Below are 23,781 nucleotides of genomic sequence, written 5' to 3'. Positions count from 1 at the left end.
CACGAAAAACCTCCCGGCCCTGCGGCCGGGAGGCGACGTCCGTCCCTTGCCGGCGGCACCCGCCCGGGTGCCGCCCACGCTCAGTTGCCGGCTTCGGCCAGCTCCAGCAGCGCCGCGCCGTCGCGGCGGACGCGGGCGATCTGGCCGCGGCCGCAGGACGGGTTGCCCAGCGCGCCGCTGCCCGGATTGACCACCTGCAGCTTGGCATCCACCCGGCAGACCAGCTGCTGCGCATGGCCGCCGCCATTCCAGCGGCGCAGCGCCGCGGCCCAGTTGCCGGTGGTGTTGTAGTGCTGGCGCAGATAGCGGGCGGCCCAGTCGGCCGCGCGATCGGCATCCAGCGGCCAGTCGGCGCCGTTGCGGGCATGCACGCGCGCATTCACTTGAACACAGCCGGCCATGACCGAAGACCGGGCAGGGGCGTTCACCAGGAGGCGGCGCGCCTCGGCCCGGCTCTCCGGGTAGTAGGACCGGCCGCCGATGTTGAGGGCGTGCGCGTGCAGGCCGGACTCGGCCAGGGCGATCGCCACCAGCAGCCCATCGGGCAGGTCGTGACGCAGTTCGGCGGCGCGAACTGCTTCCAGGCAGGCATTGCGTGGCCCGGCGGCCTCGGCCGGGCTGGTGGACAGGACGGGGACCGCAAGCAGCACGGCCCCCAGGATGAACCCCCTCCACCCTCTTGGTGGCACCTTGCGGGGGCGCTGCGTGATGCCTCTGTGCCGAGGCGAGAAGGCGCTCCGGGCCAAGGAAAGGCCCGGGAACGCCGCGGAGCGGGGCCGGTGCGGGGGCACCAGCCGGCGGATCGCGGACGTCATGACAATCCCGCTATCACAGGGAACCGGGGGTGCAAAGCAAAACTCGCCGCGAGCCACAACCTTCTGGTTCATACTCATATAAAGATGAGTTGATGAAACCTTTGCTCAGGCGATCTCCCGCACCAGCTTCGCGCGCAGCGCCCGGGCGAAATCCTCGCGCCCCTCCGCGGGTTGCACGAAGGCGCCGGGGCCGGTGATGACCTGGTCCCGGTAATGCTCCACCAGGCCCGCGCGGCCGGTCAGGATGGCCAGGGCGTTGATGGTGATGCCCGCCGCCAGGGCCGCGTCGCGCGCCGCCGCCGCCGGGCGCAGCCCACGCAGATCCGGCCCGTCGCCGGACAGGTCGATGACCCGCCGCGTCGCCTCATGCGGGCAGGCCTCGAGCAGCGCCGCCGCATGGTCAATGGCATCGCCGATGGCGTTCCAGCTCTGGCGTGAGCGCGGCGCCGCCAGCAGCGCCTCCGCCAGGATCGCGGCCGAGGCCGCGTCCGACACGGCGTGCCAGCCCAGCACCGTCTCTGCCCCGCCCGGCGCGCCCCATTCGACCATGGCGATGGCGACCCGCCCGAGCGGCCCGCCGCGGATGGCGGCCAGCACGGCCGGGTGGGCCACCGCCTCGGCGCAGCCCTCGCGCTGCAGGCGGAATTCCGCCTCGCCGATGCTGCCCGAGGCGTCGACGGCCAGCACCAGCGCCACATCGACCGGCGCGGCCCCGGCCGAGGCCGGCTGCGCCCGGGCGGGCAGCGGTGGTGCGCGCAACGGCGGGGCGGCTGGCAGCAGCAGGGCGGGCAAGGCGAGGAGAGGGCGGCGTCGCATCCGGTCGCTCCCTGGCTGGGTGGGCCGAGCCTCGGCCGCCGCGCGCGCCTGGGTCAAGCGCGATCGGGCCCGGCCCGAGTCCCTCCGGCGCGGTCGCGGCCCGGATCGCCCGGCGGACGGGCAGCATTGCCGCCGGCTTGGGCACAACCATGCTGGCCAGGCGCCGCAAGCGTGACGAAGTCTGGAAACGCGGCTTGCACCTGCGCCGTTCCGCTTGCTCAACTCGATCCGTGCCGGTCCGGCCCGGCGCTTGCGGGACCAGGACCCACCGCGCCGACCGGCACGAAGCGCAATTCTTGAGGACGCCGGAACAACGTGGCCGAACGCCCAGCCTCCGCCTTCGACGAGATGAACGCCGATGGCGACATCCGCCCGCCCTATGCCGAAATGGCCCGCTTCCTGGATGCCACGGGCCTGGAGGCCCTGGACCAGAAACGCCGCGAGGCCGAGGTGCTGTTCCGCCGCATCGGCGTCACCTTCGCCGTCTACACCGAGGGCGGCGACCCCGAGCGGCTGATCCCCTTCGACGTCATCCCCCGCATCCTCTCGCGCGAGGAATGGGAGCGGCTCTCGCGCGGGCTGGAGCAGCGGGTGCGGGCACTGAACGCCTTCCTGGCCGATGTCTATGGCCCGAAGGAGATCATCAAGGCCGGGCGCGTGCCGGCCGAGCTGGTGCTGGAGAATGAGGGCTATCTGAAGCAGATGGAGGGCTTCACCCCGCCGGGTGGGGTCTACACGGTGATCTCCGGCATCGACCTGGTGCGCACCGGGCCGGACGAGTTCTACGTGCTGGAGGACAATTGCCGCACGCCCTCCGGCGTCTCCTACATGCTGGAGAATCGGGAGGCGATGCTGCGCCTCTTCCCCGAGCTGTTCACCCGCCATCGCATCGCGCCGGTCAGCCACTATCCGGAGGAGCTGCTGGAGACGCTGAAGAGCATCGCCCCCGCCGGCAGCGGGCCGGAGCCCAAGGTGGTGGTGCTGACCCCGGGCCCCTACAACAGCGCCTATTACGAGCATTCCTTCCTGGCCGATGAGATGGGCGTCGAGCTGGTGGAGGGCGCCGACCTCTTCGTGCGCGACCGCGTGGTCTATATGCGCACCACGGCGGGCGCCCAGCGCGTCGATGTCATCTATCGCCGCATCGACGATGATTTCCTCGACCCCGAGGCCTTCCGCCCCGACAGCGCGCTCGGCGTGCCCGGGCTGATGGCGGCCTACAAGGCCGGCAATGTGGCGCTGGCCAATGCGCCGGGCGCCGGCATCGCCGATGACAAGGCGATCTACCCCTTCGTGCCCGAGATGGTGCGCTTCTATCTGGGCGAGGAGCCGATCCTCTCCAACGTGCCCACCTTCATGTGCGAGCGTGAGGCCGACCGCGACTATGTGCTGGCCAATCTCGACAAGCTGGTGGTGAAGCTGGCGCGCGGCTCCGGCGGCTATGGCATGCTGGTGGGCCCGCATGCGACGGAGGAGCAGCGCGCCGATTTCGCCGCCCGCATCACCGCGCGGCCGGGCGACTACATCGCGCAGCCGACGCTCGCACTTTCCACTGTGCCGACGCTGGGCGATGGTGGCATCGCGCCGCGCCATGTCGACCTGCGCCCCTTCGTGCTGTTCGGCCGCAGCGTGCGCATGGTGCCGGGCGGGCTGACCCGCGTCGCGCTGCGCGAGGGCTCGCTGGTGGTCAATTCCAGCCAGGGCGGCGGCACCAAGGACACCTGGGTGCTGGACGACGCGCCCGCCAACCGGCCCCAGGATCAGGCACAGGGCCAGACGCAGAGCCAGGCGCAGGGTGGTGGCGAAGGCCGGGCCGAGGGCCCGGCGCAGGGCCAGAGCCAGGGCAGCGTCCCGCCGCCGATGGCCGCCAACGACGCCACCGCCGGGGAGATCTGAGAGAATGCTGTCCCGGACCGCCGACTGCCTGTTCTGGCTCGGCCGCTATTCCGAGCGCGCCGGCAATGTCGCGCGCGGCCTGGCCGCCACGCTGCGCATGGCGCTGCTGGCCAATCCGCTCAGCGCCGCCGATGAGGAATGGCGCGCCCTGATGATCGCGACCGGCTGTGAGCCGACCTTCCGCCAGCGCCACCCCGTGCATTCGCAGGATGCCGCCGTGGCCTGGCTGGCGCTGGACCCGGAGAACCCGGCCGGCATCGCCGCCTGTGTCGAGGCGGCGCGGCGCAATGCCCGCACCGTGCGCACCGCGCTGACCGTCGATATGTGGGAGGCGATCAACGACACCTGGATCGAGTTCCGCCGCCTCGATTCCAGCGCCATCAAGGGCGACCGGCTGCCCGGCTTCCTCGACTGGGTGCGCAGCCGCACCCTGCTGTTCAACGGCGCCGCCGCCGACACCATGCTGCGCGACGATGCCTGGCGCTTCTGCCATCTCGGCACCATGCTGGAGCGCGCCGACAACACCGCGCGGCTGCTCGATGTGCGCCACGCCGCCTTCGCCAGCGATGCGACGGAGGATGCGGCGAATTACGCGCAATGGCAGGCGGTGCTGCGCTCGGTCTCGGCGCTGCGCGCCTATCAGCATGTCTATCACGCGCGGCTCAGCCCGGCGCATGTGGCGGAGCTGCTGATCCTGCGGCCGGAGCTGCCGCGCTCGCTGCTCGCCTGCTACCGCCGGGTGGAGCAGACGCTGGAGCAGATCGCCATCGCCAATGACGGGGCGCGCGGCGAATGCCACCGCCTGGCCGGCGGGCTGCATGCCCGGCTGCGCTATGGCCGCATCGACGCCATCCTGGAGGGCGGGCTGCACGGCTTCCTCACCGGCATCATCGACCAGAATGTGCTGCTGGGGCAGGAGATCGGCCGGCTCTACCTGAATGGCCGGCAGACATGACCTATTGCGTCGGGCTCTGGCTGGAGCAGGGGCTGGTCATGCTCTCCGACACCCGCACCAATGCGGGCGTCGACAACATCTCGGTCTTCTCGAAGATGTACACGGCGATCGCGCCGGGGGAGCGCATGCTCTGCATGCTGGCCGCCGGCAACCTGGCCATCACCCAGGCGGTGTGGAACCGGCTGGGCGAGGGGCTGATGCTGGATGGCGAGCGGCACACGCTGCTGACCGTGCCCAGCATGTTCCGCGCCGCCCAGCTGGTGGGCGCCGCCATCCGCGCCGTCTATGAGATGGATGGCGCGATGCTGAAGGCGCAAGGGGTGGGCTTCGACGTCTCCATCATGCTGGGGGGCGAGATCGCCGGCGGGCCGCAGCGTCTCTATCTGGTCTATGCCGCCGGCAATTTCATCGAGGCGACGCCCGACACGCCCTTCCTGCAGATCGGCGAGCACAAATACGGCAAGCCGATCCTCGACCGCGCGCTGACCCACCAGACCAGCCTGGAGGATGGGGTGAAGCTGACCCTGGTCAGCATGGACAGCACGCTGCGCTCCAACCTCACCGTCGGCCTGCCGCTGGACCTGCTGGTCTATGAGGCGGGCACGCAGCAGATCCGGCTGCAGCGCCGCATCACCGAGGAGGATCCCTATTTCCGCGCCCTGCGGGAGGATTGGTCCACCGCGCTGCGCGACGCCTATCGCCGCATGCCGGCACCCGACTGGCTGTAGCCGTGCCGGCCGCGGCCGGCCCGGGCGCCCGCCGCGGTCACGCCGCCCCGGGCAGGGGCAGGGGGCGGAAGCGCGCCCAATCGATCTCGGCCGTGCCGCGCAACGGGCCGGCGCGCAGCTGCAGCGACACCTCGCGCGCCGATTGGCGGTCGGGATGCGGTGCGAAGCCCGGCGCGCCCAGGGCGAAGAGATGCAGCCAGAGCGGGGCGCGGCGATAGGCGATGCTCTCGCCATCGGTCAGCGGCGCGTCGCCGGCGGCGCGCGACAGGGCGGCGACCACCGCCAGCCTTTCATCGGTGAAGACGCGCAAGCCCGCGATGGTGATCTCCGGCCCGTCGCAGGGGGCGATGATCTCGGCCAGCGCGCCATCCTGGAAGGTCAGCAGCATTCCGTTGCGGCGGGATTGCTGCATCAGGCCCTGCTGCTGCCCGGCCACCTCGGCCATGGCGGCCTTGAGCTGGGCGATATCCTCGGCGGTGACCCACTGCCCGAAGGGCTGCAGCATCGCCTCGACATCCTCCGCGCCCTCGCCCAGCTCGCGCTCATCGGTGACCGGGCCCAGCGCCGCCCCGAGCGAGGCCACCGCCTCGCGATCCATGCCGAAGCGCAGGGGCCCGATGCCCTGGCCCGGCCGCACCTCCCAATCCACCACCATCGCCTGCTCCCTCTGTTCGCTTCCGATCTGGGGGCAGCGCCGGGATGAGGCGAATGACAAGGGCTTGCGCAGCCTTTGCCGCCGCCCAGCTGTTACCCTGCCATGGCCGCGCCGCACCCCGAGAGCTGGATCCGTCCCACCCCGCAGGGCCTCTATTGCGAGCCCGGGGATTTCCATATCGACCCGGCTCTGCCGGTGGCGCGCGCCATCGTCAGCCATGGCCATTCCGACCATGCCCGGCCCGACCATGATGCCGTGCTGGCGACGCCCGAGACCCTGGCCATCATGCAGGCGCGGCTGGGCGAGGGCAGGGCGGGACGGCAGCAGATGCCGCTCGGCTACCACCAGCCGATCCTGCAGAACGGGGTGCGCATCACTTTGGTGCCGGCAGGACACGTGTTGGGCTCGGCGCAGGTGGTGCTGGAATGGCAGGGCAGCCGCATCGTCGTCTCCGGCGACTACAAGCGGCAGGAGGACCCGACCTGCGCGCCCTTCGAGCCGGTGCCCTGCGACGTCTTCGTCACCGAGGCGACCTTCGCCCTGCCGGTGTTCCGCCACCCGCCGGTGGCGCAGGAGATCCGCCGCCTGCTGGACAGCGTTGCCCTGTTCCCGGAGCGGGCGCATCTGGTCGGCTGCTACGCGCTGGGCAAATGCCAGCGGCTGATCGCCCTGCTGCGCCAGGCGGGGTGGGAGCGGCCGGTCTATCTGCACGGCGCCCAGGCCTCGATGTGCGCGCTGTATGAGCGCTTCGGGGTGCCGCTCGGAGAATTGCGGCCGGTGCCGCGCCCGGCGAAGCGCGGGGAGAGCGTGCTGCCGGGCGAGATCGTGCTCGCGCCCCCCTCGGCCGAGGCCAATCCCTGGGCGCGGCGGCTGGCCGATCCGGTGACGGCGCTGGCCTCGGGCTGGATGCGGGTGCGCCAGCGCGCCAAGGCGCGCGGCGTCGAGCTGCCGCTGATCGTCAGCGACCATGTCGACTGGGATGATTTGCTGGCCAGCATCGAGGAGGTGGGTGCGCCGGAGGTCTGGGTGACGCATGGGCGGGAGGAGGCGCTGATCCATGCGCTGGCCGCGCGCGGTGTGCGCGGCCGCGCCTTGCACCTGGTGGGGCGCGAGGAGGATGAGGATGCGTCCGAGGAGGCGCCCGCCGCCGAGGACGCCGCCGCCACGGAGGGCGCGGCATGAGCCTGCCCGCCTTTGCCGAGCTGCTGGAGCGGCTGCTCTTCACCCCCGGGCGTAACGCCAAGCTGGCCCTGCTGAAGCGCTGGTTCGCGACCCAGCCCGACCCGGATCGCGGCGTCGGCCTCGCCGCCATCGCCGGTGAGCTCTCCTTCAGTGCGGCGAAGCCCTCCCTGGTGCGGGAGCTGGTGAAGACGCGGGTCGACCCGGTGCTGCTGGCCTGGAGCCATGACTATGTCGGCGATTTCGCCGAGACGGTGGCGCTGATCTGGCCGGAGCCGCCGCAGCGCCCGAACCGCCCGCCGCCCGATCTGTCCGAGGTGGTGGAGGCGCTGGAGCTGGCGCCGAAATCCGAGATCCCGGCGCTGCTGGAGGGCTGGCTGGATGTGCTGGACCCGGGCGGGCGGCTGGCGCTGATCAAGCTGGTGACCGGGGGCCTGCGTGTCGGCGCTTCAGGGCGGCTGGCGCGCCAGGCGCTGGCGGAATGGTCGGGCCAGCCGGTCGAGGAGGTGGAGGAAGTCTGGCATGGCATCGCGCCGCCCTATCTGCCGCTCTTCGCCTGGCTGGAGGGCCGCGCCGAACGGCCCGATCCGCGCGACGCGCCGGTCTTCCGCTCGCCCATGCTGGCGCAGCCGCTGGAGGAGCCAGATATCGCGGCCCTCGACCACAGCGCCTTCCGCGCCGAATGGAAATGGGACGGCATCCGGGTGCAGGCCTCGTCCGGGCCCGGCGGGCGGCGGCTCTGGTCGCGCACCGGCGAGGACATCTCCCAGTCCTTCCCCGAGATCCTGGAGGCGATGGAGTTCCACGCCGTGCTGGATGGCGAGCTGCTGGTGATCCGCGATGGCGAGGTGGCCCCCTTCGCCGATCTGCAGCAGCGGCTGAACCGCAAGGTGGTCGGGGCGAAGATGCTGCGCGACTATCCGGTGGGGCTCAGGCTCTACGATCTGCTGTTCGAGGCCGGGGAGGATCTTCGCCCGCTGCCTTTCGACGCCCGGCGCGACCGGCTGGAGGCCTGGTTCGCGGCCGCGAAGCCGGCGCGGATGGATCTCTCGCCGCAGGTGGCCTTCGCCTCGCTCGACCAGCTGCGGGGGCTGCGCGATGGCGCCCGCGCCGCGGGCATCGAGGGGCTGATGCTGAAGCGCGGCGACGCGCCCTATCTGGCCGGGCGGCCCAAGGGGCTGTGGTGGAAATGGAAGCGCGCGCCGCTCTCGGTCGATGCGGTGCTGATGTATGCGCAGCGCGGCCATGGCAAGCGCAGCAGCACCTACTCCGACTACACTTTCGGCCTGTGGCGCGAGGACGGGGCCGGGGGTCGGGAGCTGGTGCCGGTCGGGAAAGCCTATTCCGGCTATACCGACCAGGAGCTGGTCTGGCTCGATCGCTGGATCCGCAACCACACCACCGCCCGTTTCGGCCCGGTGCGGGAGGTGGAGAAGGCGCTGGTGCTGGAGGTGGTGTTCGACGCCGCGCAGCTTTCCTCCCGCCACAAATCGGGCGTGGCCATGCGTTTCCCGCGCATTTCCCGTCTGCGCGCCGACAAGCCGGCGGAGGAGGCCGATGCGCTGGCGACGCTGATGGCCATGGTGGAGAACCGCCCCGAGGCTGCGGAGGCGGATGCCGGCTAGGCCGCGTTCGCGATTGCCCCGGAACCGCGACGCTGCTGCCGCGTTGCAGCCCCAGGCCCGGAAGGCGGGCTCTGAGAGAGGAGAGCGCGATGCTGAAATGGGCCCTGATCTTCCTGGTGATCTCGATCGTCGCGGGCGCGCTGGGCTTCACCGGTGTCTCGGCGGTGACCGGGCGCATCGCCAAGATCATCTTCGGCGTCTTCCTGCTGCTGTTCATCCTGCTGCTGGTGATGGCGCTGATGGCGGGCGAGCTGATCTTCTGACGCTTTGTGACGCTCCGGCGGCGCTGCCCTGTTGACGGCAGGGCGCCGCCGGATTATCTCCCGCGCCACCCCGGCGCCGTCCGGCGCAGGGGAAAGATGGTTGTGGCGGCCTTAGCTCAGTTGGTAGAGCGCCAGGTTGTGGTCTTGGATGTCACGGGTTCGAGTCCCGTAGGTCGCCCCACCACCACCATCTTTCCCGGACGGGTGTTTCCAGCATGAAATTGTCGCTCGAGGGTCGCACGGCCCTGATCACCGGCGGGTCCAAGGGCCTGGGCCTGGCCATGGCGCGCGCCTTCGGCGAGGCCGGGGCGAAGGTCGCCATCGTGGCGCGGGGCGAGGCGGCGCTGGCCCAGGCCGCGGCCGAGACCGGCGCGCATCCGCTGCAGGCCGATATCGCCACGGCCGAGGGCTGCGAGGCCGCCTTTGACGGCGCGGTGGCGGCGCTGGGCCGGGTGGACATCCTGGTCAACAATGCCGGCACCAGCCAGCGCGGCGCCTTCCCCGAGGTGAGCGATGCGCTGTGGCAGCAGGATCTCGACCTGAAGCTGTTCGCCGCCATAAGGCTGTCGCGCCGCGCCTGGGCCGGCATGGCGGAGCGGCGCTGGGGCCGCATCATCAATGTGCTGAACATCGGCGCCAAGGCGCCGCCGGCGCAGGGCGCGCCGACCGCCGTCTCCCGCGCCGCCGGCATGGCGCTGACCAAGGTGATGGCGCATGAGGGCGCGCCGCATGGCATCCTGGTCAACGCCCTGCTGGTCGGCATCATCGAGAGCGACCAATGGGTGCGCCGGCATGCGGCGGATCCGCGCGGCCTGAGCTTCGAGGAATGGAAGCAGGAGATGGCCGCGCCGGTGCCGCTGGGCCGCCTGGGCCGGCCGGAGGAGTTCGCGGCGACGGCCTTGTTCCTGGCCAGCGAGGCCGGCGGCTACATCACCGGCACCGCGCTGAACGTCGATGGCGGCCGCAGCCCGGTCGTCTGATCCCACTGACAGAAAAAAGATGGGGTCCGGGGAATTCCTTCCCCGGCCTTTTTTGTCTTTTCAGATTTTGATTCTCGCCCGCTCCAGCAGCATCAGCGCCCCGCCGCCGAGCAGCCCCCAGAAGGCCGCGCCGATGCCGAACAGCGCCAGCCCCGAGGCCGTGGTGGCGAAGGTGATGACGGCCGGCAGGCGCTGCCGCTCATCGGCCAGCGCCGCGGTCAGCGCGCCGCCCAGGCTGGCGAGCAGGGCCAGGCCGGCGACGGTCTGGATCAGCAGCGGCGGGGAGGCGGCGATGAAGGCGACGGCGAAGCTGGCGCAGAGGCCGAGCAGCACGTAGCAGGCGCCGCCCGAGACGGCCGCGACCCAGCGGCGCGCCGGATCGGGATGCGAATCGCGCCCGGCGCAGAGGGCGGCGGTGATGGCGGCCAGGTTCAGCGAATGCGCGCCGAAGGGGGCGATCAGCAGGCTGGCGATGCCGGTGGCGGTGAAGATCGGCCCCGGCGCGGGGCGATAGCCATTGGCCTGCAGCACCGCCAGGCCCGGCACGTTCTGCGAGGCCATGGTGACCAGGAAGAGCGGCAGGGCGATGCTGATGGCGGCGCTCAGGGTGAAGGCGGGCGTCACCCATTCCAGCCGCGGCGCGATATCGGCCAGCGCGCCCTGCGGCAGCGGCGTCGCCAGCAGGATCAGCACCGCGGCCACCAGCACGGCGGCGGGCACCGCCCAGAGCCGGGCGAAGCGCCAGGCCAGGGCCCAGCTCAGGATGACCGGCAGGGCCAGCAGCGGCATGGCGCCGACGGCGCGCATCGGCGCCAGGCAGATCTCCAGCAGGATGCCGGCCAGCATGGCATTGGCCAGGCTGGGCGGGATGGAGGAGACGGCGCGGCCGAAGGGTTTCCACAGCCCGGCCAGGATGATCAGCAGCGCCGCCAGCAGGAAGGCGCCGACGGCCACGGCGAAGCCGCCCTCGGGCAGGCCGGTGGCCACCAGCAGCGCGGCGCCCGGGGTGGACCAGGCGGTGATGATGGGCATGCGCAGCCGCCAGCTGAGCAGCGGCGCCACCACCCCCTGCATGACGCAGAGCGCCAGCAGGCCGGAGGCGGCCTGGGACTGGCTGGCCCCCATGGCGTGGAAGCCGGCCAGCACGATGGTGAAGGAGGAGGCGAAGCCGACCACGGCCGCCAGCACCCCGGCCAGGATCGGCTGCAGCAGGCCGGGTTGGGCGGTGGCGGTGTCGGTCATGGCGGGGCCTTCATGGGGCTGGTGATGGGCGCGACGATATCGTAATCTTGGATCCAATCAACGGCTGGATTTCGGATGACGGATGCTGCCCACCCGCTGGACGCGCTCGGCCCCGCCCCGATGGCGGGCTGGCGCACCGCGGCCGCGCATGTCGAGGCGGTGCTGAAGGCGGCGATCCTGGAGGGGCGCCTGCCCGGCGGCACGGCGCTGCGGCAGGAGGAGCTGGCGGCGCGATTCGGCGTCAGCCGCATGCCGGTGCGCGAGGCGCTGCGCCAGCTGGAGGCGCAGGCGCTGGTCGATGTGCTGCCGCATCGCGGCGCGGTGGTGACCGAGATCTCGGCGCGCGACGCGGCGGATGGATATGCGATCCGCCGGGCGCTGGAGCCGGCGGCGTTGCGCCTGTCCATCCCGCACCTGACCGCGGCCGACCTGGCCGAGGCGGCGCAGCTGATCGCCGCCATGGACAGTGAGGCCGATGCCGCGCTGCTCGGCCAGCTGAACCGGCGCTTCCATATGGCGCTGTACCGCGCCGCCGGCCATGCGCGGATGCTGGCCATGGTCGAGCAGGAGCTGGCCGGCTTCGACCGCTATCTGCGCTTCCACCTGGCGGCGCAGGGGCGGGAGCACATGGCCCAGCACGACCACCGCGCCATGCTGGAGGCGGCCGCCGCGGGCGACGCGGCCTCGGCGGTGGCGGTGCTGGAGGGGCATCTGGACCAGGCGGCGGCGACCATCGCGGCGTTTTTCGCGCGCCGGGGCTGAGGGCGCGGAAACCCGCACGGCGTCACCGAAGCTTCACCGTTCCTTCATCGTGCTGTCCCGCTGCGCGGTGTTCCTGCGGGCTTCGGGCGCCGTCCCCGCGGCGCCGCCTGCACCGGGACGACATCATGACCGACCGCACCCATCACGGCGCCGAGACGCCGCGCGAGCGCATCGAGCTCGAGGATATCGGCAGCAACCCCGCCCCGCGCGAGACGATCGGCGAGCTGGTGGAGCGCCGCCTGTCGCGCCGCGCCGCGCTGCGCGGCATGCTGGGCGCCGGCGCGGCGCTGAGCTTCGCCGGCGAGCTGCTGGCCTCGGCCAGCCCCGCCGTGGCGCAGCCTGCCGCGGCGGCGGTGTCGCCGTCGGCCGCTGCCGCGGCGGGGCAGGGCGGCTCCAGCCTGTCCTTCCGCGAGATCGCGCACCAGATGACCGAGCGCGACGCGGTGCCCGAGGGTTATGAGATCCAGACGGTGATCCGCTGGGGCGACGCGGTGCTGCCGGACGCGCCCGCCTTCGACCCGCAGCGGCAGAGCGCCAGCGCCCAGGCGATGCAGTTCGGCTACAACAACGACTTCATCGAGTTCTTCCCGCTGCCGCAGGGCAGCCGTAGCGCCGATCATGGGCTGCTGACGGTCAACCACGAATACACCGACCCGCATCTGATGTTCCCCGGCCTCCCCGATGACGAGGCGGCGCGGCAGAACCCGACGCGGGAGCAGGCGCTGGTCGAGATGGCGGCGCATGGAATGTCGGTGGTCGAGATCCGGCGCCAGGACGGGCGCTGGGCGCCGGTCGCCGCCGGCCGGCTGAACCGCCGCATCACCGCCGAGACGCCGATCCGCATCAGCGGCCCCGCCGCCGGCCATGCGCGGCTGCAGACCAGCGCCGATCCCTCGGGCCGCCAGGTGCTGGGCATGCTGAACAATTGCGCCGGCGGCAGCACGCCCTGGGGCACGGTCCTGACGGCGGAGGAGAATTTCAACCAGTATTTCGGCGGCGCCGCGGCCGGCACCGGCGCGCAATCCGCCGCCTACAAGCGCTACGGCATCGTCGAGAAGGCCGGCTATGGCTGGAACAAGCATGTCCAGCGCTTCAACCTCGATGCCGAGCCGAACGAGCCGAACCGCTTCGGCTGGATCGTCGAGATCGATCCCTACGACCCGCAAGCGGCGCCGGTGAAGCGCACCGCCCTCGGCCGCTTCAAGCATGAGGGCTGCACCCATGCGGTCTCGGCCGATGGGCGTGTGGTGTTCTATTCGGGCGATGATGAGCGCTTCGACTATGTCTACAAATTCGTCACCGCCCGCGCCTGGAACCCGCAGGACCGCGCCGCCAATCGCGACCTGCTGGACGAGGGCACGCTCTATGTCGCGCGCTTCCACGAGGATGGGCGGCTGGAATGGCTGCCGCTGGTGCATGGCCAGGGCCCGCTGACCGCGGCGAATGGCTTCGCCAGCCAGGCCGATGTGCTGATCGAGACGCGCCGCGCCGCCGATCTGGTGAAGGCGACGCCGATGGACCGGCCGGAGGATGTCCAGCCCAACCCGGCCAATGGCCGCGTCTATGTGATGCTGACCAACAACACCCGCCGCCGGCCGGAGCAGGTGGACAAGGCCAATCCGCGCGCCGCCAATGCGCATGGCCATGTCATCGAGATGATCCCGCCCGGCGCCGGCACCGACCGCGTCGACCACGCCGCGACCGAGGGGCGCTGGGAGATCTTCCTGGTGGCCGGCCGGCCCGGCGTCGATGCGGGCGCGCAGTACCACCAGGGCACCAGCGCCGAGGGCTGGCTGTCCTGCCCGGACAATTGCACCTTCGACAGCAAGGGCCGCATCTGGATCTCGACCGATGGCGCGCCCGGCACCTCCAAGGTGGCGGATGGGCTGTATGCCGCCGACACTGCGGGCCCCGGGCGCGGGCTGACGCGGCTGTTCTACCAGGCGCCGACCGGGGCCGAGGTCTGCGGCCCCTGCTTCACCCCGGATGACGAGACCGTCTTCCTGGCGATCCAGCACCCGGGCGACGACAAGGGCAGCAATTTCGCCAACCCCTCCACCCGCTGGCCGGATTTCGACGCGGCGATGCCGCCGCGGCCGAGCGTCATCGCCATTGTGCGGCGCGGCGGCGGCGCCATCGGCTCCTGACGGGCGCGCGGCGGAACCGACCCGGCGCCGGGGGCGGCCTTGCCCCCGGCGCTTTTTTTGCGCCCTGGTTTTTGCGGGGGCGGCTTTTTTTTCGCCCCGCTCAGGGCAATCTCTGCGGCATGGAACCTCGCTTCCCCCCTCCGCGCCGCCCGCTGGTGACGCTGCCTCCGGGGCAGGGCGCGCTGCGGCGCTTCGGCGGCTTCGCGCTGCTGGGCGTCTCGCTCTGGCTGGTCTCGCTGCTGGCCCTGTTCCGCGCCCTGGTGGAGCTGTTCGACTGATGCCGGTCGAGCCCCTGCTGCGGGAGCTGCGCCGGCTGCGCGGCACCATGCTGGTGCTGGTGGCGCTGCCGCTGCTGCCGGCGCTGCTGATCAACCTGATCGGCGGCGAGCAGCGCGCGCTGCTCGGCATCCTGCTCGGCCTGCTGCTGCTCGGCCTCGGGGTGCGCCGGCTGCGGCGCGGCAAGCTGCGCCCCGCTGCCGTGCTGGTCGGCGTCGCCACCGGGCTGATCGCCGGCCTGTCCACCGGGGTCGCGCCGCTCGCCGCCATCGTCTTCGGCGCCATGGCCTGGTTCGGCACCCGCCTGCTCTACGAGGATGCCGAGCCGGCGGTGGTGGAGCCGGAGATCGTCCCGCCCGCCGACCCGCCGCCGCCGGCGCCCGACCTGCTGGAGGCCCCGCGCGCCCGGCTGTCCGCGCTGCAGGGCGCCGATCTGCGGCTGCGCCCGGCGGTCACCGCGCTCGGCGCGCTGCTGGCCGAGCTGTCGCAGCGCCCGGGCGCCCTGGCCGAGGCGCGGCGCTTCCTCAACCTGCAGCTGGACGGGCTGGAGCGGATCGACGGGCGGCTGCGCGCCGGCGCCGAGCCGCCGGCGAGCCTGGCCGATCTGGTCGAGGAGATGGCGCGCGGCAGCTACCAGATGCGCGACCGCCTTCGCGCCGCGGAGACCGAGGCGCTGGAGATCCAGGTGAAGGTGCTGGCCGAGCGGCTGCGCCAGGAGGGCTATGCAGCATGAGCGGCGAGATGACCCGCGACACCCAGCGTCCGGTTCCGGGCAGCCCGCAGGCTGCCGCGCCCAGCACCCCGATCGCGCCGGAGCGGGTGGAGGCGCTGGCCGCCGCCATCGACCTGGCCGACCCCGGCACCATCCTGCGCTTCGGGGCGGAGGCGCAGAACCGCGCCGCCGCCGCGGCGGATGCCATGCTCGGCGCCGCGCGCAACCAGGCGACGGGGGAGGCGGGGGATGCGCTCTCCGGCCTGCTCTCGACGCTGCGCGGCTTCGACGTGACGCAGCTCGGCGAGAAACCCTCCTGGCTCGGGCGCCTGTTCCAGCGCGGCAAGGCCGAGGCGGTCGCCATCATGCAGCGCTACGAGACGGTGCGCGGCCAGATCGAGGCGATCGGCGACCGGCTGGACGGCCATCGCACCCGGCTGCTCGAGGATGTGGAGCGGCTGGAGCGGCTCTATGGCGCGACGCTGGACTGGTTCCATGCGCTGGCCGAGCACATCGCCGCCGGCGAGGCGGTGCTGGCCCGCACCGATGCCGAGGCGATCCCGGCCGCCGAGCGCGCCGCGGCGGATGCCGCCGACCCGCTGGCGCCGCAGCGCCTGCGCGATCTGCGCGCGGCGCGGGACGAGCTGGACCGGCGGGTGCATGATCTGCGGCTGACGCGGCAGGTGGCGATGCAGTCGCTGCCCGGGCTGCGGCTGATCCAGGAGAATGACAAGGCGCTGGCGGCGAAGATCCATTCGGTGCTGGCCAACACCGTGCCGCTGTGGCGCACCCAGCTGGCCCAGGCGCTGGCCATCCAGAACATGCGCGAGGCCGGCGCCGCCGTGCGTGCCGCCACCGACCTGACCAACCAGCTGCTGACCGCGAATGCCGAGACGCTGCGCCAGGGCAATGCCGAGGCGCGGGTGGAGCTGGAGCGCGGCGTGTTCGATCTGGCGGCGGTGAAGCAGGCCAATGCGGCGCTGGTGGCGACGCTGGAGGACAGTCTGCGCATCGCCGAGGAGGGCCGCGCCACGCGGCGCCAGGCGACCGAGGAGCTGGCCAGGGCGGAGGCGGAGATCCGCCGGGCGCTGTCGGCCTCCAAGCCGTCAGCAAAGACTTAAGTTTTTTTTCTGCAGAAAAAGAAGTCTTCTTCCAGTCTGGCGTCCCGCCTCAGGCCCGAGGTGGGACGCCAAGTGACAGAAGTTTTTTGGTTCTTTTTTGCAAAAAAGAACGTCTTTCCCTCCCTTCCTATCCCCCTTGACCCCGCCGCCCTTCGGGTCTCCCATTTCCGCGTCCAAGAAAGGGGAGAAACCCGATGCGTGGTTGGGCTGTGGTCGAATGCGGCGCGCCGCTGGAGAATATCGAGCTGCCGATGGGCGAGCCGACCGGCGAGGAGGTGCTGCTGGAGGTGACGCATTGCGGCGTCTGCCATTCCGACCTGCATATCTGGGAAGGCAGCTACGATCTCGGCAGCCGCGGCAAGATGTCGCTGAAGGATCGCGGCGTGGTGCTGCCGCTGGCCATGGGGCATGAGATCGTCGGCCGCGTGGTGAAGCTCGGCCCCGAGGCCAAGGGCGTCGCGGTGGGCGACACCCGCATCGTCTTCCCCTGGCTCGGCTGCGGCAAATGCGCGCGCTGCCAGGCGGGCGAGGACAATATGTGCGCGGTCGCCGCGCGCAGCCTGGGCGTGTTCCAGAATGGCGGCTACGCCACCCATGTGATGGCGCGCAGCCCGAAGCATCTGGTGGCTTTTGACGGGCTCGACCCGGCGGTCGCCGCCACCTATGCCTGCTCGGGCATCACCGTCTATTCCGCCATCCGCAAGGTGATGCCGCTGCCGCCCGAGGCGCCGGTGGTCGTCGTGGGCGCGGGCGGCCTCGGCCTGAACGCGATCGAGGTGCTGAAGGCGCTCGGCCACAGGCGCATCGTCGTGGTCGACATCTCGGCCGAGAAGCTGGAGGCGGCGAAGCGCGCCGGCGCCAGCGATGTGGTGCAGGCCGGCGGCGAGGACACCACGGCGCGGCTGGTCGAGACCTGCGGCGGCCCGGTCGAGGCGGTGATCGACCTGGTGAACGGCACCGCCACGGCGCGCTTCGCCTTCGACGCGCTGATCAAGGGCGGCAAGCTGATCCAGGTCGGGCTGTTCGGCGGCGAGCTGACGGTGCCGCTGCCGGTGATGGCCACCAAGGCGCTGACCGTGCGCGGCTCCTATGTCGGCAATCCGCAGGAGTTGCGCGAGGTGGTGGCGCTGGCCCAGCAGGGCAAGCTCTCGCCGCTGCCGGTCAGCACCGTGCCGGCGTCGGAGGTGAACAACGTGCTGAACCGGCTGAAGGACGGCAAGGTGAATGGCCGGGTGGTGCTGACCGCCGCGTAAGGGCGCTCTCGCGCGAAGATGACCGCGACGTTGCAGGGGTGTATAGATCACCTTTGCAATGAAGCGGGGCAGCATGCGCGAGGCCAAGCTCGACCCGGCGCTGCAGCGGTCGGACCCGCCCGGCGCCGGCGCGGCGCAGGACGGTGCCGAGGCGGTGCTCGCCGCGCTCGCGGCCGCCGCCGACGCGGCCGCGGCCGCGGCGCTGCGGAACCCGCCCCCGCCGGCGCTGCTGCCGGCCGGCCCGGCCTTCGTGCCGCCGCATCCACCGCGCCCGCCCCGCCTGGCGCCGTTGCCACAATTGCTGCGCACGCTGCGCCGCTCCTTCCTCGACATCTGGCCGCAGCCCAGCTTCGAGCGCAGCTTCATCCATCGCCGCGTGCTGATGCGCGACATCTACATCTGCAACAGCCCGGAGACGGTGCAGCAGGCCTTTGTCGACCAGCCCGCCGCCTTCGAGCGGAAATCGCCGCAGATGCGCCACGCGCTGCGGCCGCTGCTGGGGGATGGGCTGTTCATCAGCGACGGAGCGCTGTGGAAGGAGCGGCGGCGGGTGGTGGCGCCGGTCACCCATGTCTCGCGCCTGGCGGCGCTGACGCCGCCGATCACCGAGGCCGCCGCCGAGCGCGCCAGCGCCTGGCTGTCCCATCCGGCGGGCCAGCCGATCGACATGCTGGCCGAGATGGGCCACCTGACCGCCGAGATCATCTGCCGCACCATCTTCGGCCGGCAGCTCGGCGGCAGCGCCGCCGCCACCGTGGTCGGCGCCTTCGCCGAGTATCAGCGGGTGGTCGGGCAGACCGACCTGCTCTCGCTGCTCGGCCTGCCGGACTGGGTGCCGCGCTGGCAGCCCTTGCGGGCGCGCCGCGCCGGCCGGCGCATCCAGCGCGTGCTGGACCGGCTGATCGGGGACATCCTGGATGGCGCGGCCGGTGGCGAGGCCAGCCTGATCCGCACCATGGCCGAGGGCGTGCACCCGCGCACCGGCCGGCGCATGGACAAGGCTGCCTTCCGCAACGAGGCGGCGGTGCTGTTCATGGCCGGGCATGAAACCACGGCCAACACCCTGGCCTGGGCCTGGTACCTGCTCAGCCAGTCGCCGGCGGTGCTGGCGCGGCTGCAGGCGGAGGCCGATGCGCTGGACGGCCCCGCCCGCTTCGCCGACATGGCGCGGCTGCCCTATACCCGCGCCGTGGTGGAGGAGACGCTGCGCCTCTACCCGCCCGTGCCGCTGCTGGCGCGGGAGGCGGTGACGGAGGGCGAGATCGGCGGCCGCCATGTCCGCAAGGGCTCCCTGGTGCTGGCGGTGCCCTGGCTGCTGCACCGGCACAGGCTGCTCTGGCAGGAGCCGGATGCCTTCTGGCCGGAACGCTTCCTGCCGGGCGGCGAGGCGGCCAGCAAGCCGCGCTACACCTGGATCCCCTTCGCCATCGGCCCGCGCGTCTGCACCGGCGCCGCCTTCGGCCTGACCGAGGCGGTGCTTTGCCTGGCGACGCTGGCGCGCGCCGTCACGCCGCGCCTGGCGCCGGGGGCGGTGGTCTATCCGGTGTGCCGGCTGACGCTGCGGCCGGGCGAGACGCTGCCCATGCTGCTGGAGAGGCGGCATGGCTGAGGCCGCGCCGCTGGGCCAGCGGCTGCGGCGCTGGCTGGACGGGGCGCGCGACCTGGCCCTGCACGAGGCGATGCGCCACCTGCCCACGCCGATGGTGTCCGATATCGGCGCGGCGCTGGCGCGGCGCGGCGCCGCCGGCCGCCACCGCGCCAAGCTGGAGCGGGCCGAGGCGGCGCTGGCGCGGCTGCGCCCGGATCTGCCGGAGGCGGAGCGGCGCGCCATGGCGCTGCGCAACTTCATCGGCGTCGGCCGCGCCATGGCGGAATTCGCCTGCATGGGCCGGCTCTGGCGGGAAGGGCGCATCGCCGTGCAGGGCCGGGAGAACATCCCCGGCGGGAATTTCGTGCTGGCCCTGCTGCATCTGGGCAATTGGGAGGCGATGAACGCCGTCATCCCCGCCCTGGGCCTGCGCGGCCGCAGCATCTACCAGCCGCCCTCCAGCCCGGTGCAGCACCGCATCGCCCGGCGGGCGCGGCAGCAGAGCGGCAATGACGCCATCCTGGCCTCGGTGATGGCGCCGCGCCAGGCGATGCGGGTGCTGGAGCAGGGCGAGATCGTCGGCATCTTTCTCGACGAGTACAAGGGCGGGCGGGTGAACGCGCCGCGCTTCGGCCGGCCGCCGGGGCCGGGCGGCAATCTGGCGCTGGCGGCGCGGCTGGCGGCGCGGGCCGGGCTGCCGGTGGTGCCGGCCTACACGCTGCGCGGGGAGGGGGCGCGCTTCACCACGCATTTCCTGCCCCCGCTGCGCATGAGCGGCGAGCTGGCCCAGGATGTCGCGGCGCTGGAGGATTTCGCCGAGCGCACCATCCACGCCCATCTGGAGCAGTGGTTCATGCTGCACGTCTTCCGCTTCGACCGCTGAAGCGGAAGACATGCGGCGGCCGCCTCAGCCGAGGCGGCGCTCCACCCAGCCGGCCCAGCCCAGCAGCGCGGCATCCTGGCCGAAGGGCGCGGCGAGCTGGATGCCGAGCGGCAGGCCGGTCGGCCCGGTGCCGGCGGGCAGGCTGATGCAGGGGCCGTGCAGCGCCGTCCACAGCGCGTTGCAGGCGGGCTCGCCGGTGGATTCGATGCCTTCCGGCGCCTCGCCCGGCGCGGCGGCGGTCAGCAGCAGGTCATAACCTTCCATGGCGGCGGCGAAGGCAGCCCGGGCGCGGGCGAAGGTGGCGCGGCCCTCGACCAGCGCCGCGGCATCATGCGTCTCGGCCCAGTCCAGCCGCTCGTTCAGCACGGCCGAGATCTTTCCGCGGGCGGCGTCGCGCTCCCAGGCGAGCGACTGCGCCGTCTCGCCATTCATCACCAGCCCATGCACCGCATCGGCCTCGCGCAGCGCGGCGGGCAGGCTCCATTCGACCACCACCGCGCCGGCGGCGGCGCAGGAATCGGCCACCCGCTGCAGCAGGGCGGTGGTCTCGGGGCTGAGCTTCGCCTCGGCCGGGCCGGGGCAGAAGGCGATGCGCGGCGCGCGCTCCGCCGGGCGCGACAGGTCCAGCCCGGTCAGCGCCCCGGCGAAGAGCGCGCAATCGCCGGCGCGGCGGCCGAACACGCCGATCGTGTCCAGGCTCTCGCTCATCACCTTCATGCCGGCGCGGTGGATCAGGCCGAAGCTCGGCTTGAAGCCGGTGACGCCGCAATAGGCGGCCGGGCGCAGCACCGAGCCCGCGGTCTGCGTGCCGAAGGCCAGCGGGAAGAAGCCGGCGGCGACGCCGGCCGCCGAACCCTGGCTGGAGCCGCCAGGGGTGTGGGTGAGGCGATGCGGGTTGCGAGTCGGGCCCGGATGGCGGGTGGCGAATTCGGTGGTGACGGTCTTGCCCATCACCAGCGCGCCGGCGCGGCGGGCCAGGGCCACCGCGGCGGCATCCGCGCGCGGCCGGTGCCCGGCCCAGATGGGGGAGCCATATTCTGTTATAAAATCAGACGTATCCAGAACGTCCTTCACACCGATCGGCAGGCCGGAGAGCGCACCCGGCAGGGGCCGGGCGGCGGCCGCGCGCACCGCATCGGGGGCATGGGCGGCGAAGGCATGGACCTCGCCCTCCCGCGCCGCGATGCGGTCCAGGCAGGCCTCGGCCAGTTCGGCGGCGGAGAGGCGGCCGGCGGCGATGCGCCGCGCGGCTTCGGAGGCGGGAAGATCGGCGAGCTCGGTCATGCCCGCGATGCTAGGCGATCCCCGGCCGGGGTCCAGGGGGTTGCGGCGTCGGAACGAGGCGCCGCCTCCGCCGCCGCGCGGGCGGCGTAGCGGCGGGCCAGGGCGGCGCAGGCGAAGAGCTGGATCTGGTGGAACAGCATCAGCGGCAGCACCACCGGCCCCACGATGCTGGCCGGGAACAGGATGTTGGCCATCGGGATGCCGCTGGCCAGGCTCTTCTTCGAGCCGCAGAACACCGCCACCACCTCATCGGCGCGGGCGAAGCCCAGCGCCCGGCTGGCGCCCCAGGTCGCCAGCAGCACCAGCGCCAGCAGCGCCGAGCTCAGCGCCAGCAGCAGGCCGAGCGTCGCCAGGCTCATCTGCCCCCAGATGCCGGCCACCATGCCCTCGCTGAAGGCGGCATAGACGGCGAGCAGGATGGAGCCGCGATCGGCCAGCGACACCACCCTCTTGTGGCGCGTCAGGAAGCCGCCGATCAGCGGCCGCGCCGCCTGGCCCAGCAGGAAGGGCAGCAGCAGATGCAGGCCGATATCGGCCATGGCCTGGGCGCTGAAGCCGCCGGCGCCGCTCTTCTGCATCAGCCAGGCGACCAGCAGCGGCGTCAGCAGCATGCCGCCGAGATTGGAGAGGGTGGCGGCGCAGAGCGCGGCCGGCACATTGCCGCCGGCGACCGAGGTGAAGGCGATGGAGGATTGCACCGTCGAGGGCAGCATGCAGATGAACATGACGCCCAGCGCCAGCGGGGCCGGCAGCCAGGGCGAGAGCAGATGCGTCAGCACCAGCCCGGCGAGCGGGAACAGCAGGAAGGTGCTGGCCAGCACCAGCCCCTGCAGCCGCCAGTGCAGCAGCCCGCCAAGGACGGCGCGCGGCGCCAGCTTGGCGCCATGCAGGAAGAACAGCAGCGCGACGCCGAGCCCGGTGGCGTGGCCGACGAGCTCCGCCGCGCGGCCCTGCGCCGGCAACAGCGCCGCCAGCGCCACCACGCCGACCAGCTGCAGCAGGAAGGGATCCAGGCGTTTCAGCAGCGTCGGCATGGCGGGGCTCCTCGGTGGCGTCCGCCCGGAAGCTAGGCGCGGGGCGGGTATTCCGCGAGCGAATGATTCCGATATCAGTCAGTGCGATCCGTGATAAACGCACGGCATGATCCCGCCGCTGCTGCTGCGCTCCTTCCTCGCCGTCGCCGAGACCGGCAGCTTCACCCGCGCCGCCGGGCGGCTGGGCCTGCGGCAATCCACCGTCAGCCAGCATATCCGCAAGCTGGAGGAGCAGCTGCGCCGCAGCCTCTTCGCCCGCGACACCCATGCGGTGGGGCTGACGCCGGAGGGCGACGCGCTGCTGCCCTTCGCCCGCCAGGTGCTGGACGCCCAGGCGCGCATGCAGCGCTTCCTGGAGGGCACGCAGCTGCGCGGCCGGATCCGGCTCGGCGCCTCGGAGGATTACGTCTCCGCCCGCCTGGCCGAGGTGCTGGCCGGCTTCACCCGCACCCACAGCGCCGTCGACCTGGAGCTGACGGTCGGGCTGAGCGGCCTGCTCTATGAGCGTTTCGATGCCGGGGAGCTCGACGTCATCGTGGTGAAGCGCCGGCGCGGCGACCCGCGCGGCCAGCTCGCCTGGCGCGAGGCGCTGGCCTGGGTCGGCCGTCCCGGCTGGCGGCCGGACCCGGCGCAGCCGCTGCCGCTGGTGCTCTATCCGCCGCCCTCGATCACCCGCGCCCTGGCGCTGGCGGCGCTGGACCAGGCGGGCCGGGCCTGGCGGGTGGCCTGCACCAGCGCCAGCCTCAGCGGGCTGCGCGCCGCCGCCCAGGCCGGGCTCGGCGTCGCGCCGCATTCGGCGCGGCTGCTGCCGCCGGGGCTGCTGCCGCTGCCGCCCTCGCGCCACCTGCCGCCGCTGGGGGAGATCGAGTTCGTGGTGATCGGCCCCGGCCCGCGGCACCCGGTCGCCGCCGCGCTGATCGAGGCGCTGCTCTCCTCCGGCGAGGGGCTGCCCTGAGGCGTGACGGCCCTGCGGCACCGCCGCTTCTGGCGCCGCGACGTCCGAACCCCCATCCTAGAGGCATGTCTTCCTCCTCCCGGCAGGGTGCCATCCGGGTCGCCGTCGCGGCCGATGGGGCGCTGCACTACGCCATTCCCGGACGCCCCGAAGCCCTGCCCGGCGTCACCCCGCAGGCGCTCAGCCTGGCCTGGGACGCGGCGCGCGCCGCCGCCGCGGCCGAGGCCTGGGGCCCGCACCGCACCCTGATGTTCGAGGGCGGCCCGGTGCTGGCGCTGGCCGATGCCGATGCCGCCTGCTGGGCCGAGGCGGTGGACCGCGCCGTGGGCCTGGAGAACCTGCAAGGGCTGGCGCTCTGCCTGCGGCTGCTGGCGCTGGTCGAGCTGCTGGGGCGGGCGCCCTGGATGCGCGGCCTGTTCGCCATCGGGGCGGAGGGCATCGAGCTGCACCCGGCGCTGCTCGGCGCCGCCGCCAGCCAGCCGCTGGATGGCGGGGCCCGGTTCGACGAAACCGCCATGAAGCGTCTATTGTCGCATCGTCTTGCCGGCACGTCCGGCGCGGAGGGGGGCCGGATCGGACCGGGGCGCGGCGCGCCCGGCTGAGGCGGGTGCC

General features: G+C 72.6%; 23 protein-coding genes and 1 tRNA gene. 18 read left to right on the top strand and 6 right to left on the bottom strand.

Annotation, left to right across the window (positions count from 1 at the left end):
- Positions 1 to 80 precede the first annotated feature (80 nt).
- Entirely contained in the window at positions 81 to 650 is a 570-nt protein-coding gene (locus tag QE401_RS09400) for a transglycosylase SLT domain-containing protein (RefSeq protein WP_307137952.1), read from the bottom strand.
- A 270-nt stretch (positions 651 to 920) separates the two neighbouring features.
- Positions 921 to 1,631, bottom strand: a complete 711-nt coding sequence (locus tag QE401_RS09395) for a DUF1194 domain-containing protein (RefSeq protein WP_307137951.1) — start codon at positions 1,629 to 1,631, stop codon at positions 921 to 923.
- Between the two features lie 315 nt (positions 1,632 to 1,946).
- On the opposite strand from QE401_RS09395, the gene QE401_RS09390 reads away from it, so the two are divergent.
- From QE401_RS09390 to QE401_RS09380, 3 genes are read left to right on the top strand one after another with little or no spacing between them, the layout of a single operon-like run.
- Positions 1,947 to 3,527, top strand: coding sequence for a circularly permuted type 2 ATP-grasp protein (locus QE401_RS09390; protein ID WP_475638080.1), 1,581 nt, complete (start codon positions 1,947 to 1,949; stop codon positions 3,525 to 3,527).
- Between the two features lie 4 nt (positions 3,528 to 3,531).
- Positions 3,532 to 4,482, top strand: coding sequence for an alpha-E domain-containing protein (locus QE401_RS09385; protein ID WP_307137950.1), 951 nt, complete (start codon positions 3,532 to 3,534; stop codon positions 4,480 to 4,482).
- Positions 4,479 to 5,210 (top strand): proteasome-type protease, encoded by a 732-nt coding sequence (locus tag QE401_RS09380; protein ID WP_307137949.1) that lies wholly within the window; start codon positions 4,479 to 4,481, stop codon positions 5,208 to 5,210. Before QE401_RS09385 ends, QE401_RS09380 begins: the two co-directional genes overlap by 4 nt.
- Before the next feature lie 37 nt (positions 5,211 to 5,247).
- Here the strand turns inward: QE401_RS09380 and QE401_RS09375 are convergent, their stop codons facing one another.
- Positions 5,248 to 5,865, bottom strand: coding sequence for a hypothetical protein (locus tag QE401_RS09375; protein WP_307137948.1), 618 nt, complete (start codon positions 5,863 to 5,865; stop codon positions 5,248 to 5,250).
- Between the two features lie 102 nt (positions 5,866 to 5,967).
- On the opposite strand from QE401_RS09375, the gene QE401_RS09370 reads away from it, so the two are divergent.
- The 5 genes from QE401_RS09370 (at position 5,968) to QE401_RS09350 (ending at position 9,912) form a co-directional block, all read left to right on the top strand.
- Positions 5,968 to 7,047, top strand: a complete 1,080-nt coding sequence (locus QE401_RS09370) for a ligase-associated DNA damage response exonuclease (RefSeq protein WP_307137947.1) — start codon at positions 5,968 to 5,970, stop codon at positions 7,045 to 7,047.
- Entirely contained in the window at positions 7,044 to 8,669 is a 1,626-nt protein-coding gene (locus QE401_RS09365; protein ID WP_307137946.1) for a cisplatin damage response ATP-dependent DNA ligase, read from the top strand. The genes QE401_RS09370 and QE401_RS09365 overlap by 4 nt, the downstream gene beginning before the upstream one ends.
- 89 nt (positions 8,670 to 8,758) lie before the next feature.
- Positions 8,759 to 8,932 carry a DUF1328 domain-containing protein gene (locus tag QE401_RS09360; RefSeq protein WP_271134922.1) on the top strand — a complete coding sequence of 58 codons (174 nt, stop codon included), beginning with the start codon at positions 8,759 to 8,761 and terminating at the stop codon, positions 8,930 to 8,932.
- A 105-nt stretch (positions 8,933 to 9,037) separates the two neighbouring features.
- Positions 9,038 to 9,113, top strand: a tRNA-His gene (locus QE401_RS09355).
- Positions 9,114 to 9,147: 34 nt separating this feature from the next.
- Positions 9,148 to 9,912, top strand: coding sequence for an SDR family oxidoreductase (locus QE401_RS09350; RefSeq protein WP_307137945.1), 765 nt, complete (start codon positions 9,148 to 9,150; stop codon positions 9,910 to 9,912).
- A gap of 60 nt (positions 9,913 to 9,972) precedes the next feature.
- On the opposite strand, the gene QE401_RS09345 is transcribed toward QE401_RS09350, so the two are convergent.
- Positions 9,973 to 11,154, bottom strand: coding sequence for a benzoate/H(+) symporter BenE family transporter (locus tag QE401_RS09345; protein ID WP_307137944.1), 1,182 nt, complete (start codon positions 11,152 to 11,154; stop codon positions 9,973 to 9,975).
- A 75-nt stretch (positions 11,155 to 11,229) separates the two neighbouring features.
- Here QE401_RS09345 and QE401_RS09340 point away from each other — a divergent pair, with 75 nt between their 5' ends.
- From QE401_RS09340 to QE401_RS09305, 8 genes are all read left to right on the top strand, one after another.
- Positions 11,230 to 11,916 (top strand): GntR family transcriptional regulator, encoded by a 687-nt coding sequence (locus QE401_RS09340; RefSeq protein ID WP_307137943.1) that lies wholly within the window; start codon positions 11,230 to 11,232, stop codon positions 11,914 to 11,916.
- Positions 11,917 to 12,041: 125 nt separating this feature from the next.
- Positions 12,042 to 14,063 carry a PhoX family protein gene (locus tag QE401_RS09335; RefSeq protein WP_307137942.1) on the top strand — a complete coding sequence of 674 codons (2,022 nt, stop codon included), beginning with the start codon at positions 12,042 to 12,044 and terminating at the stop codon, positions 14,061 to 14,063.
- Positions 14,064 to 14,182: 119 nt separating this feature from the next.
- Positions 14,183 to 14,341, top strand: coding sequence for a hypothetical protein (locus QE401_RS09330; RefSeq protein ID WP_307137941.1), 159 nt, complete (start codon positions 14,183 to 14,185; stop codon positions 14,339 to 14,341).
- On the top strand, positions 14,341 to 15,072 hold the full coding sequence (locus tag QE401_RS09325; RefSeq protein WP_307137940.1) for a hypothetical protein: 732 nt from the start codon (positions 14,341 to 14,343) through the stop codon (positions 15,070 to 15,072). Before QE401_RS09330 ends, QE401_RS09325 begins: the two co-directional genes overlap by 1 nt.
- Positions 15,069 to 16,172, top strand: coding sequence for a toxic anion resistance protein (locus QE401_RS09320; RefSeq protein WP_307137939.1), 1,104 nt, complete (start codon positions 15,069 to 15,071; stop codon positions 16,170 to 16,172). Before QE401_RS09325 ends, QE401_RS09320 begins: the two co-directional genes overlap by 4 nt.
- Before the next feature lie 194 nt (positions 16,173 to 16,366).
- Entirely contained in the window at positions 16,367 to 17,425 is a 1,059-nt protein-coding gene (locus tag QE401_RS09315; RefSeq protein ID WP_307137938.1) for an alcohol dehydrogenase, read from the top strand.
- Positions 17,426 to 17,498: 73 nt separating this feature from the next.
- Positions 17,499 to 19,034, top strand: a complete 1,536-nt coding sequence (locus tag QE401_RS09310) for a cytochrome P450 (protein ID WP_307137937.1) — start codon at positions 17,499 to 17,501, stop codon at positions 19,032 to 19,034.
- The gene (locus QE401_RS09305) at positions 19,027 to 19,896 is read left to right on the top strand and encodes a lysophospholipid acyltransferase family protein (protein WP_307137936.1); all 870 of its coding nucleotides are present in this window, start codon (positions 19,027 to 19,029) and stop codon (positions 19,894 to 19,896) included. Before QE401_RS09310 ends, QE401_RS09305 begins: the two co-directional genes overlap by 8 nt.
- Positions 19,897 to 19,920: 24 nt before the next feature.
- Here the strand turns inward: QE401_RS09305 and QE401_RS09300 are convergent, their stop codons facing one another.
- Positions 19,921 to 21,180, bottom strand: coding sequence for an amidase (locus tag QE401_RS09300; protein ID WP_307137935.1), 1,260 nt, complete (start codon positions 21,178 to 21,180; stop codon positions 19,921 to 19,923).
- Positions 21,177 to 22,214, bottom strand: a complete 1,038-nt coding sequence (locus QE401_RS09295; RefSeq protein WP_307137934.1) for a bile acid:sodium symporter family protein — start codon at positions 22,212 to 22,214, stop codon at positions 21,177 to 21,179. Before QE401_RS09295 ends, QE401_RS09300 begins: the two co-directional genes overlap by 4 nt.
- 106 nt (positions 22,215 to 22,320) lie before the next feature.
- Here QE401_RS09295 and QE401_RS09290 point away from each other — a divergent pair, with 106 nt between their 5' ends.
- Together QE401_RS09290 and QE401_RS09285 are read left to right on the top strand one after the other, a co-directional pair.
- Complete coding sequence (locus QE401_RS09290; RefSeq protein ID WP_307137933.1) at positions 22,321 to 23,169, top strand: LysR family transcriptional regulator; 849 nt, start codon at positions 22,321 to 22,323, stop codon at positions 23,167 to 23,169.
- Positions 23,170 to 23,234: 65 nt separating this feature from the next.
- A complete protein-coding gene (locus QE401_RS09285; protein ID WP_307137932.1) occupies positions 23,235 to 23,771 on the top strand; it encodes a hypothetical protein in 537 nt (178 codons plus the stop codon).
- Positions 23,772 to 23,781: the final 10 nt, after the last annotated feature.

The organism is Pseudoroseomonas cervicalis (assembly GCF_030818485.1).
GTDB classification, from domain to species: Bacteria; Pseudomonadota; Alphaproteobacteria; order Acetobacterales; family Acetobacteraceae; genus Pseudoroseomonas; species Pseudoroseomonas cervicalis_A.
Note: the sequence above shows the minus strand (reverse complement) of the source record. Positions and strands in the feature narration are given on the sequence as shown.